11 protein-coding genes are annotated in these 13255 nt (G+C 42.6%); 10 read left to right on the top strand and 1 reads right to left on the bottom strand.

All coding sequences use genetic code 11. From position 1 onward, the window contains the following. Nucleotides 1-2178, top strand: coding sequence for a hypothetical protein (locus AAAA78_RS19475; RefSeq protein WP_340593936.1), 2178 nt, complete (start codon nt 1-3; stop codon nt 2176-2178). Between the two features lie 276 nt (nt 2179-2454). Here AAAA78_RS19475 and AAAA78_RS19470 read toward each other — a convergent pair whose 3' ends face one another. Beyond that, nucleotides 2455-3696, bottom strand: coding sequence for an RNA-guided endonuclease InsQ/TnpB family protein (locus AAAA78_RS19470; protein WP_340593976.1), 1242 nt, complete (start codon nt 3694-3696; stop codon nt 2455-2457). Nucleotides 3697-4259: 563 nt separating this feature from the next. On the opposite strand from AAAA78_RS19470, the gene AAAA78_RS19465 reads away from it, so the two are divergent. The 9 genes from AAAA78_RS19465 to AAAA78_RS19425 all read left to right on the top strand — a co-directional run bounded on the left by AAAA78_RS19465 (nt 4260) and on the right by AAAA78_RS19425 (nt 13241). After that, nucleotides 4260-4577 (top strand): hypothetical protein, encoded by a 318-nt coding sequence (locus AAAA78_RS19465; RefSeq protein WP_340593935.1) that lies wholly within the window; start codon nt 4260-4262, stop codon nt 4575-4577. 28 nt (nt 4578-4605) lie between these two features. Then, a complete protein-coding gene (locus tag AAAA78_RS19460) occupies nt 4606-6072 on the top strand; it encodes a hypothetical protein (protein WP_340593934.1) in 1467 nt (488 codons plus the stop codon). A 44-nt stretch (nt 6073-6116) separates the two neighbouring features. Further along, on the top strand, nt 6117-8738 hold the full coding sequence (locus AAAA78_RS19455; protein WP_340593933.1) for an RCC1 domain-containing protein: 2622 nt from the start codon (nt 6117-6119) through the stop codon (nt 8736-8738). 164 nt (nt 8739-8902) lie between these two features. Continuing rightward, entirely contained in the window at nt 8903-9826 is a 924-nt protein-coding gene (locus AAAA78_RS19450; protein WP_340593932.1) for a hypothetical protein, read from the top strand. 228 nt (nt 9827-10054) lie between these two features. Continuing rightward, complete coding sequence (locus AAAA78_RS19445) at nt 10055-10705, top strand: hypothetical protein (RefSeq protein ID WP_340593931.1); 651 nt, start codon at nt 10055-10057, stop codon at nt 10703-10705. A 9-nt stretch (nt 10706-10714) separates the two neighbouring features. Further along, a complete protein-coding gene (locus tag AAAA78_RS19440; RefSeq protein WP_340593930.1) occupies nt 10715-11353 on the top strand; it encodes a M23 family metallopeptidase in 639 nt (212 codons plus the stop codon). Between the two features lie 35 nt (nt 11354-11388). After that, nucleotides 11389-11829 carry a hypothetical protein gene (locus tag AAAA78_RS19435; RefSeq protein ID WP_340593929.1) on the top strand — a complete coding sequence of 147 codons (441 nt, stop codon included), beginning with the start codon at nt 11389-11391 and terminating at the stop codon, nt 11827-11829. Between the two features lie 47 nt (nt 11830-11876). Next, nucleotides 11877-12827: a hypothetical protein gene (locus tag AAAA78_RS19430; protein WP_340593928.1), complete on the top strand. Its 951-nt coding sequence runs from the start codon at nt 11877-11879 to the stop codon at nt 12825-12827. A 15-nt stretch (nt 12828-12842) separates the two neighbouring features. Continuing rightward, the gene (locus AAAA78_RS19425; protein WP_340593926.1) at nt 12843-13241 is read left to right on the top strand and encodes a hypothetical protein; all 399 of its coding nucleotides are present in this window, start codon (nt 12843-12845) and stop codon (nt 13239-13241) included. Nucleotides 13242-13255 lie beyond the last annotated feature (14 nt).

Genomic DNA, 13255 nt, shown 5'->3' with positions numbered 1-13255 from the left:
TTGGAACATAGATGTGTGAATTGCGGAAAGGTTTACGATCCCAATGCCTCCAAATTCTTTATGTATGGATTTGGGCCAGAGTGCGTAAAAAAGTTTCTTTCTGGGGAGCTTGACTACGCTGACTTGGTTAGAGACGGCGCAAGTCCGTTCGGTATCACAGATGATGTGGTCAAGAGATGGTTACCTGAGCAAATCAACAAGGAAATGGACGCACTTCTCAATAGTAAACAATGGGAAGTATTCCGAGATCCAGATGAAGGACTTCCTCGTGAGCTATTGAAAGAATACGTTCTAGGCGCATCTCCAATTTCAACGGCAATTATTGACGGACGCGTGTCAAACATGCGTGCTTTTGCCGAAACAATGAGAACTCGATTCACCGACGAAAACGATGAAGAAGGTCTGGAAATGATTGAGAGCTTCCTGAGTCAGATGGACCAGGTTGAAAAGGCGTTGATTGAGCCAGACGGCATTTACAACAACGCGATTCCGACTAATCGTACTGATTACCATTATCTATTTAATTTGAATATTCACCGTCACCTTGTCGGGGAGCCAGTTCAGAAGAAAGAGCAAGGTGATTACGACTTTCGCGTGTTTGATACTGCCTCGAGATATGCATTTCAGCTCGCAAAAGTTGGGTCGGTTCCTGAGGGTATTCGAAGTGGAGTAAAAGGCATGGTTATTCAATCCGCTTTCGATGCACTGACCGATCCAAAAGGTGAAAATGAATTTTTCCGCGTTTCGTCTTACTTAAATTCCGAGTCGTTTGCGGAAAGAATGAGATCGTTCCCTAATGCGGCAGTTATGCGCGACGTTTTGTTGACTGATGCAATTCTTGCTACTTCTGACATTGACACAAATGACGATATGAAAAGTGTCCTACAGCCGCTTAGGAAATATCTTTCAGATAGTCAGATTCAGGCCGTCATTCGGTCATCTGATGCGTTGTTTGCAGTTCAAGAGGATGGAGGATCACTTTTTGACGAAAGAAAGCGTATTGCTAAAGATGGTCTTTCTCCTGCTCAGTACATTAATTCTGGAGATCTAACAGGAGCTCAGAAAGAAGTGCCGTCGCACAAACATCTTGAGCACGCAATGATTGGCCAGTTCTGGTTTAGTGTCGCTTGGGGCAATAAAAGCAAGAAACATACATCAAAGATCAGACTTGAGGATTTCCGCAGAGGTTTACAAGTTTACGATTTAACCTACGAACACTATCAAGCTCAACTACTTGCTAGAAACGAGCTCAAGCGTGTTCTTAAGGGAGAAAAGAAGCTTGGTCAAAACTCACTTGCTCCTTTAGCTCTAGCCATTTCCGCGTTAGCAAATAAAGATGAAGGTTACTTTGCCAACGTAATCCGCGTTAAGGACGGAGTCATTGATAGTATTTTGCCAGCATTATCTAAAGAAGTTACGAAAAACGAAGGCATTTTCACAGCGTCAATGCGTGCTCACGCAGCTCTTAAGGCGACGTTCTGGAAAAATGAAGATTTCTTCCGTGACTCCAAAGAGAAGGGGTATGAATACTTTGTGGCCACTTCGGGGCATAGCAGGGCGGGACATGAGTACAAGACTTCGTTCCACATCAAACCTCGTCAAGTGGATTCAAAAACTGTTTTTGATGATTCTTACGGAATTACCGAAAGCGGTCGAAAATTCATTGGTGGACAAATGACTCAGGTTTGGAGCTTAAATTCAGATCCTGAAGATGGTCATGAAGTAAGAGATGCTTCATGGTATCGTCTTGCAAATCAAGACGTTCCACGTATTCCGAAGAATACTTTCCAGGACACGGATAGGGAGCTTGTGGAGAATTCTAAGTTTATCAAGAATCTTGTTAAACGAACTTACGCAAGACAATCGGATGAATTTAGCCTTGAAGAATCTTACTTGGCTGGAGTTAACGGAATGCTTGGTCAGTGTGGAGCATCGTTTGCCTCGCAGGTGAAACGCGCACGTAACGAATTGCCCGTGACAAGTGAGGCTATGGAGCTCTTAAAAGACGCAGAAATATCTATCGCTGGTTATTCTGCGGCGGGTTTGAATTACGACCCAGCTTCAATTATGACTGGTGGTGATATCGTAACGGAACGGATCCCAGAGAATCCAGTGATTCATGAGAGTGTTCAGCCGAGTCCGATCAAAAATACACTAAACAAGATCTTTAAGACTTAAAAAAAGGGGGGCGAAGCCCCCCTTTTGTCATAAATATGTTATTTTTAAATCAAAGCACAGCCTCACCTCTGGTTAAACTTCAAAATCAGTTACATTAGAACCTTGACCTTATCTTGAACAAGAGACAATATCCTCTGGTTAAACCTCAAATCAGGTACTTTAGAACCGACCCGGTTTAAGTATCTGATTTTTTAGTTCATTCCTACTTCATCGACCCCACCAACGCAGGCATCTCAGTAGGCACTTCCCCTGCCAAGGCAAGGTGTTTTAATTCTTCTAAGCAACCTTTTTGTCATCTGTACTGGATCTAAACTTGGGCTCTCCGAGCCGCAAGATGTTGATCGCAGCATTTACGTCAGCATTCATCTCTGTTCCGCACCCAATACATTTAAAATGCTCTTGTGTTCGCCGATTATCGATGTGAATCAAACCACACGACGAGCATGTTTGAGACGTATGTTTAGGATTGACGAGAACGACTTCGCATCCATTTTTGCTTCCCATTTGAACAATTTTATTTCTAAGGGCAGCCCAGTTATTGGATAAAATGGATCGATTCAAACCACTTTTAGCAGCAACATTTCTTCCTGGATCTTCGATGGTTCCCTTTGCGGATCTCGTCATATTTTTAACCTTCAAATCCTCAAGAACGACCAAAAAATTTTCGGTGGTCAACTTGTTTGCGGTCATTTTAATGAAGTAATCTTTTGCTCGTGCGAGCTTTTGTTGGAGTTTGGCGATCTTCCTGACTTCTTTCTTCCAGCTGTTTGAGAATTTAACTTTTCGACGATCATTACGCGATTTGAGAAATTTAATTCTCTCCTCAATCAATTGAAACTCAGTAGGCATGTCAATATGTTCTCCCTCCGATGTCGTCACAGTATGAATAACTCCAAGATCAATGCCGATCATTTTGTGCGATCTATTTTCTCGCGTAAATTCGCCTTCTACTGCCAGGGTTATATACCATCCATCAGTTTCCTTTTTAACCATGCAGTTTTTAACTTTTCCGATCACCTCTTCATGGCATCTGAATCTGACCGATCCTATTTTGTCTAGAAAGATTCGTGCATAGTTCTGACCGTCTATTCTCACTGGAGTGTAACCGCGTTTGGTATTCGCATTCCCTTTAAATTTTAGAGGGATTGAGTCAGTGCTTCTTTTGTAGCGAGGCTTTCCAGCTAATCCATTTTTCTTCTTTAAGTTTGAGAAGAATAATTTGTACGACTGATCAAGAGCAGTTAAAACATTTGTTAAAGTTCCAGCTGGGGTGTCATAAAGGAACGGGAAGTCGTTTTTTAATACTGTGAGTTCTGCTGACTGGCCATATTCAGAAATGCTACCATGCGCTTCCTTATATTGAAGTGGTCCATGAGTGCTAGCTTTGTTCCAATATTCTTCTCTTTGATGAAGGGCTAGATTCCATACCAATCTACAGTGAGATTGATACATCTCCATTAGGGAAGATTGGGTTGAGTTTAAATAAAGTCGACATTTGATATTTCTAATGCTTACCATGATAAACATGGTAGCTCGACTTGCCGTGGTATTAAAGGTAAAGGTGGTAGTCGTATCAAGTTGGAACTATCCGGGTATCACTGATAACTCAAAACCAGCTAAGCTATAACTACACAATTCCGAGTGATCCCAGGCGAGTCCCTCTGGTTAAACCTTAAAATCAGTTACCTCTGAACATCTCTTGAAACACAAATATCTCGCGCAAGCCTCTGGTTAAACCTTAAAATCAATTACCTCTGAACCGACCCGGTTTAAGTATCTGATTTTTTAGTTCATTCCTACTTCACCGACCCTACTATTGCAGGCATCTCGATAGGCACTTCCCCTGCCAAGGCAAGGTGTTGAAAGGCGTCACTTCCAATCAATGGCGTGACTGACCTAACAAATCATTAAGTGGGAAAGTGGAATTTTCGATAATGAAAAAATGAATATCATTTCAATACATCTCAAATCCTACATTTTGGGGCTGATTTCTAAACTTTATGTCTTAAGGGTTTGTGGCCCTCGTTTTGGGCCCTGTCCCTATTTATTCCTCGGGACAGCTAAATCCCAAAGGGGGATATGTGAAGGTATACAGTTACTCAAATCAGACTCGCGGCCAGGAAGTTGCATCGCTATCCGATGATGAACTGCGCGGCCTTTCTGGGACCCTGTTTTCAGAACTTGGAAAGAAGTTGCAAAAAGGTGACAGGACAGATTTAGAGGTAGGTATTGGGCCGGAGTTCGTTGATGTTTATCATGACGTTGAAAGTGCCATTCAATTGGCGGAGTCCGGAAAGAAAATGTCCGTTGATGCAACAAACGAAGTCATCACGAAAGTGTGTAAAAGCCGAATTGAAAATCAAGGACTTGCTTTGGTTGTCGCTGAAATTATCAAATAAGGTTACGGAATTAAGGAGGTAAGATTCCGTGTTGAAGACGTTAACAACTTTACTTTTGGTTTCTTTGGTCATAACGGGAATTCTATCGCCTGCTAATGCCGCAGAAAAGCGGTATCCAGAGGTGTATGGTCTCGATGAGGCTCTTGATATTTGCAAGAAGTCTAAGGATGCCTTTCATATGATAGTACCCATCATCAACCCAATGGTGATAGGCCTTGAAACAATGAAGGCTCCACAATACGACTATTGCGTAATGCTCAATGATGTCGTCCGCGACATTGAATATGCGCGTCAGCTTCAAAAGAAGATGAAGACCATCTCCTTGAATGAAGAAAAGATGAATCAGGCACACGCCCTGGCATTGGCAACTTTTGCGTTATCTCAAAGTCCAGTCGACTTTAGCGACATTAACGCTAAGGATGTTGCAGAAATTCGTCGCAAACGTGCCGGAAAGAAAATGGCAAGCTTCTATTCCGTTACTAAAGGCATCAATATTGTCGACCCAAATTATACTGGCAACGAGAATGTTGAAGATGCCCAACGACTTACCCAAAACTTTTCTGATCTATCTAGAAGGCGTGGTGTTTTACGAGAGCTTGTAAACTGTCCGGTTCCGAACAATGAGGCCGAGAAAACTGATGCCATTAAAGTAAGTGCCGAAATTGAAGAGGAAGATACAGCTCGTGAACTAAGAGAGTTGTATTATCAAAAGCTCACCGATGCCGGGAAGCTTTTTGATAGGGAATATCGCAAAGATTTAAAGGCACTACATAGACGAGCATCTGTTATTAAGGTTGAAACGAAGACGACTGTTGAAAACAATCTCCACACTGATACCCAAGTGTTCTATCCGTTGATTGATCAAGATACTCGAATGTTTGACGTGTTTGCAGAGAAGTATGACAAAAGATGGACACAAATAATTAAGGGTGTTCGCAGTGGAATTTTTAATTCGATGGAATCTGCCACTCGATGTGATGTGATAAAAACAAAAGTGGATTTTGATTTAAAGAATCGTTCTCTTAAAGATTTTAGCAATAAATGCTTGATGGGGTATGTTGAAAAAAGCGATGGATATCAACTTCAATACTTTCGCAACAATCTTGCACAGTACAGAATGTGGACGATCACTCAAATAAAGCTTAAGGCCTCTATTCTTACTCGTGAATCTGAAATTCTAAAGGCTCCGATATTTTACTCTGAGTCAGTAACCAACGGACAATCAACGGTTCCAAAGCCTGGAACAATGTGTGATCGAGAATTGAGTTATGCGGCAATGCAAGAAGCACGGCTAAAATCAAAGGCGATCTCTGTAGAATATCGCGCGGTGGCCGCAGAAATGATTTCTCGAAACATGACCATTGAGCAGCTAAGGCAGGAGCGTGCGCAGAAAGAAGCAGCAAGGGCTGAAGAGGAGCTACGAGCAAGAAAGAAAGATCCTAAAGCTTACTGGCAAATGTTCATGGACCTAAAGAGCCTTCAGAAGGTCTATTAGCTACTCGAATATTTAGACGCCCCATTTATATAATAGAGGTCGAAATGAGCAATATTAGAGGTTCATTTAAAGTAGTTTTGGCGGTCCTTGTAACAGCATTGATTGCAGGCTGTACAAAGGAAGAAGACGGAGGTCTTGAGGATCTCTATTCTCCACCTATTGTGAATGAATTCGACGCCGAATGGGCATTTCCTGCAAATGACCTCACTGAGCCATGTCAGGGTTCAAAGGAAGTTTCCGGAACTCTATTCCGATGCTTTTCAATTAAGTCAAACATCACAGTTCCGAATTCTAACTGTTCTGGATTGGAGCCTAAAAAAATCAATCACCGCTCACCAGCTGGAACTTTATTGAACCAAAATATTACTTGTGGAGCTGTAACTTGCGGCGTTCGCACAATGACTTGTGACATCGGCGTTACTACAGGTCCGTACACAATCACTTGTCATAATGGCTATCACGCGGTTGGTGCGACTTGTATTTCCGATATTGCGATGTGCACATCGGCGGAACTATTTGAAGCTAATGCTACTGTCGGAACAAAGCTTTGGGAGAATGGCGCATATACTCGCTGCACTCCTGTAAGTTGTACGAGCGGATACTATATGGTGACTGATGGAATTGGTCAAAAAAGCTGTGTGGCAGTCGGATACAATTATTATTCATTCGGCGAGACTGATCGTCGTGCCTGCCCAGTGAATTCCTCTACGGCTGGCGATAAGTCAGTTTCAATTGATGATTGTATTTGTGATCGCCATTACGAAAAGAATGACAGCGTCTGTGCACCCGTTGCAGCTCAACCACCAAAAGTTATTCGTTTGAATGATGCAATTGAAGGAATTAATCGCTTCTTCGCGGCTGATACTGGTTACGAGCTTGTTCTTGAAGCTCATCCAAGTTCGCAATCATCAATTCGTATTTTTGATAATCCGTCTTGTGGATTTAATGGTGTTCCACCTATCGGCAATCTCGTTATCGATGATGGAATGACTTCAGCAAAACTTAGTCTTTATCCATATCCAACAGTTACTACAATCTACGCTGTGGCGGTCACTCTTGCTGGAGTTACTTCAAGCTGCGTGGAACTATATGACCTTGAGCGTGATGCGGCTCCTCCTGCTTTGAATATTGTTGGATTTGGTGATTCTTCGTCCGGATACATCGATCTTTCTGACAATAAATCAGGAGTCAAAACACCTCTCGCTACCAACCTAATTTCAGCGGTTGCTAATTTCGCTTCTATTGGGCTGATTGGTTCAGAAAATGTAATTTTCTCTGTGACGGCAGATAATACACCAGGAGCTGAGCGAAGCAATATTGTCACTGGAGGGCCTAGCTTCTTCACGAATATCAACATTGATCTATCCATTCCCTTTGGTTCGTTTGAGGATAGGGTGGGAAACAAATCTGAAGAACTAATTACCACAATCCCAATGAAGGCATTCGGTGCCAAAAAGATTGTTTCCGGTGATGACTTTATTTGCATCCTTACTCACGGCGGAGATGTTCGTTGCCACGGAAGTAACGTATATGGACAGATTGTACCAAGTTCTTCTTCGACATACATTTGGCCATCCGTGAGTGCTTCACCAGTTGGTGTGAAAATTACTGATATTGCAGCGGGAAGTAATCATTTATGTATGTTGGGTGATGATCTATTAATTCGCTGCCAGGGAAACAATTCAGAACTTCAAATTGGATCATCTACCGTAACTAATAAAACATTTATGGGAGGCATTCCGTTTACATCAATTTACGCCGGATTTAATAATACGTGCGGAATTAGTGCAAATGATGGCTATTTATATTGCTGGGGAGCAAATGCTGCTCATCAGATCGGTAAGATTTCAGGAACTCCAGCAGTCAACAAAACACCTAAGGATTTTGCGACTAGAGCCAGAGCTGATAGTGGGCACGGAGTTATTTCTCAAATCAAAGATGTTTCTGTGGGTAATGGATTTATGTGTATAGTAGCGGGTCCTCTAGGCTCTGAGGAAGTTTATTGTGGAGGTGCGAACGATGTAAATCAGCTTGGGCTAGTAACTCCTAAAACGGTTGCGACACAGGAAGCTGATGGCTCGTGGGGTATCAAATACAATCTAACAGATTCCTCAAATGCGACAATTAAGCCAGTACAGGCTGTCTCGGTCAATACAAGCGGTGGGTGCATTTTAGTCGGAACTCCCGATAAGAAGCTTTACTGTTGGGGACAAGAATTAAACGACATTTACAACTTCAGTGGAACAAATACTAACGTCAGCCGGGCGACTGAGATGCTTCTAAACACTAACGGTTATTCTGATCATCCTGTTACGTCGGCAAAGGCTCTTTACCTGGACAAACGCGGCTATGGCATGTGTCTGGTTTCCGCATATCAATCGACCTGTTGGGGAGGGCCTGTGATCGCCGGAAGCGGCTATTACGGGAATCCGACATTAACTCATGTTGTAGGGACGGATGCCTATTTAACGGATTCTCGCCCGACGCTCATGAATAAGATCGTTGGGTATGCCACGACCCAGAAAGAGATGTGCGCATTTGCTGAGGATGGCTCAGTAAAATGTTGGGGTTCATTTGGTGGAACTTTCCGCCCCAATTCTGGAACTGGGGACTGTGGGACAAATTTGTCTGATTCTTGTTTAACCCCTCAATATCTTTTGCGATAAACTGACTAAAGTTTTCCATCAAATTTACGATATCAAATAAACCTGGGTTTGATCGGCAGACCCAGGATCTCTCTTTTTGAGACACTTTAATCTGATAACTTGCAAAACATGGTAAACATGGTAAACTGTTTACGAGACTGTGACCATTTAAGTAGGAGGAATAGATGAACAACCTAACAGCAATCAAAACCATGTTCTTGATGATGCTTGCTTTTTTGGCCGTGTCTTGTTCTGGCGGAGGAGGGGGCGGTGGAGGTTCCTCTGCGGGTTCATCATCAATTTCTTACACAAACACGACGGTTACGATTAATGAGAACTCCATTAAAGATGGTCGTGAGATTCAAGTAATCGTTTCTCCAAAAGGTACGGACGGCAGCGCCTATAGTATTGAAGGAAAATACGACCTCAATATTCAATTTTTACCAAGCTCAGGAACTACATTCAACTTAACTCAGGCCGACTTCCAGAAAGTCGGTAACACTTATGTCGCCCGCATCACTCCTGATGCTTCAGCGGATGCATTGTTTTATCTGGTGTTGAATGGCGCTGCCTATGGTAACGCCAATCTCGGCGACATCAGCAATCCAAAGCTATCTTCTGAAAAGTGGACTGAGTGCAAAGATCCATCTCCAGATTCCGCAAATACGACGCAAATTTGGAGAAAGCGCAATGGTTACAATTTGATTTGTGATTATGATGACCTCGCTCGCTTATATTACAACGGGCAAAACGACATTTCAGGTCTTACTATCACAGTAGATAAATATCTTGTATCTGGTAGTTATGTTTTTGATCGCGAAGGACTATCTTCGCAGTCAAGTAATCGCAGAACAGCTTTTCAAAACAGTTTCACTGAAGACTTCGTTCTGATGATTGACGTGAATAACTTTTTGAATCCAATTTACAACAATGGTACTGACAGTAATCGAAACAGATTCTTTACTGAGTGGAGAACTGGCCGAGTATATCTCAATGGTAAGAATGGAAATAACAGCGTGATTTTTGGTATCTCTGTAACACCGAATAGTTATGAGCCAAACTTGTTTAATCCTGCAAACATCATCTCAGGAGTTCCCGTTGGTTTCTAACAACAAGGAGGACTAATAGGTTCGTAAAACTATCATCAAAATTTGATATTTCTTTCAGAAGGTCCACTAAAAAGTGGACTTTCTTTTTTGAAAAATCAACTTTGGACGTGAAGGTCTTTGGAAGGGTTGTTTCGATCATTTTTTAGGTCGATCCATTTATATCGTATGGAAACAAAATGCTCGCCTTTTAAGTATTTGAAACTCTTCGTTTTGGTTGTAATAGCCGCAATGACGCTCGTCTCTTGTCAGACCGAAGAGAAGAACGAAGATTTGGTGCCTCCGAAGTTCTTTGATCGAGACGTGTACTTTGGTGTCTCAGATCTATCCATTTCAGGCAACGAAAACCGAAATCATCCAGCACATCAAGAGATAGTAAAAGCCGCACTTACAGAATTGGCCGTCAACACCAGACTCGGAGAGAAGTATTTCCGTTTTCACGAGATCCCTGAAAATCAACTCTCGATCATCACAAAAGTTTCCGATGGCGCGACAAACTTCAAATCGTTCGTTATGATTTATCCAGCTGAGGTTTTCCAAAATTTCGTTCTGCAAAATTTCGGTTCTTCAAATCCTGATCCTCATGCAGTACTTGTTACAAACTCTCTCAATAAGAGACAGTTCTACATTATTTTTAACGCTGCCTGCTTTAGCGGAACAACAATTTGCGGCTCTGTTTCTCTTCAGGGAATGTATGCGTTGGTGTTCAGACAAATGGGCTTTTTCACGGGCTTCGGTGGGGTAGATTGTAACTCAAAACCCAACAGCATGATGTGTATCGCCCCATCAGACGTTCAGTATAACTTCAAAAAATCTTTCTTCCTCGACTTTGATAACATGCTTCAAACAATCGAAGAAACAAAAGATTTCTATTCATACTAGGTGGTCAGTGTGAAGGTATTGCTTTTGCTGACAGCATCTTTAACTCTTCTTTCATGCGTTTCAGCGCCGACCAGGGAAACGAAGATTGAAGGTTATGACTTGAACGAATTTGTTCAAGATGAAGGTAATCAATACATTCAGGCTCAAAACAGTATGATAAGTGCATCGGCAGCTCCGGAGCTTTTCGATCCAGCAAGTCCACCTGAAGTAAAAGTTAACCCAATTAAGAAGTCTGCCCTCAAATTGCACCTGAAGGCCACCGGGTTCTTTGAATGGCCAATAAAAAAAGCAAGGTACATTCGAGGCTTTCAACCTTTTGCAAAAGAGGGTGATCGTCACTTCGGATTGGATCTAGCGGCTCCCAAGGGAACCCCAGTGTATTCAGCAAAAGACGGGGTTGTCATCTATGCTGGAGCCGGGTTTACTGGATATGGAAAAATCGTCATTATTGAGCATTTAAACGGACAATACGCCACTTTCTACTCACACTTAAGCCTGATCCATGTCCAAGAGGGGGATGAAGTTACAGTCGAAGATGAGCTTGGGGAGGTTGGATCTACCGGGCGCTCAACCGGGAATCATCTCCACTTTGAGATCAGATCGATTCAAGATGGGCCACTTGACCCCCTAGAATTCTTGAAAAAGTAGTTTCGAAAAAACCGACCTCGCACTTAAGCCTTTGTATGGCAAGAGTTAATCTAAAATCTAAAGAAGTTTGGCTCCTGGATGGTGGTGAGGCAAAAAAGCCCAGCTACATCGTTCGGGTTACCCATGTTGGCTATCAAATTCATTATGAGAAGAAAGATGGATCGGAGCACGTTGCGTGTGCCAATTTATCGGACTTAAAAGACCTTGAACGCCAAGTTGCACGGATCAGGAAGTATGGCGGAAAGGTTGTTAAAACCTGTCGTATATTGAAGGATCGCTTTCTTGTGCGTCTATATGACCCATATTTCAGAACTGTCCTAATGAAATCTTCTCTCTTGGAATCGTTCCCCACTGATGGCATCGCCGTAGGCTATAAAATGCTTAAGGAGCGCGAAGCTGAAATTAGCCACAGAGAATATGGCTACATCAATCCAGCACCATTTCAGAAGGCAGGAAGACGCGGATCCCACGGGTAACTATTGATCGTTTTTTGACTCGAGCCATTGAGTATTAGAGGTATCAAATGAGTGAAGCTAAAAAAACAAGTTCCTCTCTGTTATGGGTTGTTTTGATTTTAATCACCATCGGCGGACTTGTCGGTGGTTCTCTTCATTTCGAAGGAAGGATCACGGAACTATTCAGCACTTCAATGTTCAAGCTTGAAAGTGTTAAAAAAGGTGACGTGATCTCCATCACTGGTGTTTGTGAAATCATGGGGGACATTCGACATCCACCATTTCTTACGACCAACGTAAAAGTCACAAATATTGACCTTATGAAGAAAACTGTTAGTGGGGTGGTTGAAGATACTCTTGAACCAATCGACTGCAATCTGGAAGTTGTCAATGTTGAGGCTGGTAAGGTTTTGCCTCCGAACTATGAAAAAATCAAAATTGGTGAGCGTATAAAGAAGAATGTTCCCGTGGAAGTGCGCGTGGATGTCTACGAGCACATCGGTCGCGATGTTATCGTGAATGGCATTTGCAAAGGTCGCAATGACAAGGAAGATACTCTTGTTGATGCCAAATCCGTTGTAGTCGGCGCTACAAAAATTGGAGAGGTATGGGAACTAAAGATCGTTTCCAAGACTCGCAAGGATAACTTTACATGCAGAACTGATTCTGCCGCCATTCAGCCAATCGTAACCGATGAGCAAAAGCAGGCGAAGGAAGAGGTTGTTGATTATATCAATAAGTATCTCATTGTAACTGGTGACTGCCCAGTTGTGACGGCTCAATTTAGAAATTTAAAAAGCAATGAGAAAGTTGTTACCGATGACAGCGTCTCAACAGAGACAATTGCCGCGTTAACCACTTCAAAAATTCAAGTCAGGTCCCAAGTAATAAAAGAAGGAAAGCTTGCTCGTTTTACGGGTTTATGGCGTGAACGAAAAGATGGCAAAGGCGATCCGCTGATCGTGGATTGCGATCTTGAGAAAGACCCAAGTATTCGTGTTGTTTTAGACAAAAAGTAATCAAGGAGGAATTTTATGAGCGATACAAAAAATGTTGAAAATAAAGAAGGTTTAAAAGAACTAACGAAGGGGCAAGAGATTGTTGTGAAGGTCGCTGAACATGCTGACGTTTACATTCTTTTAATCGTAGCGGCAGTGATGTTCACGGGCGGCGTCACTATGTCTCACGTTTTGATCGGTGCCCTAGTGGTAACTAAAATCTTGCGTGAAGAGATGGGTGGTGGGAGTGCCGTGAAGAAAATCACGAAGGCAGCTAAAGACACTTATCAAGTTGCCCGCAATGTCGTTTTGATTGGCATTGAAGCCAAGAAAAAACGAGACGTTGAGAAGGCCTCTAAGGCATCCGGGCAAAACAGAGTAAACGTCGTAAATGAAGAATTTCACCAAGTCAAAAGCGACAACACTCAAGTGTAATTTCGAAAGGGGTG

This window comes from Bdellovibrio sp. BCCA (assembly GCF_037996825.1).
Taxonomy (GTDB): Bacteria; Bdellovibrionota; Bdellovibrionia; order Bdellovibrionales; family Bdellovibrionaceae; genus Bdellovibrio.
The sequence above is the reverse complement of the archived record's forward strand: the minus strand, read 5'-3'. Positions and strand labels throughout refer to the sequence as shown.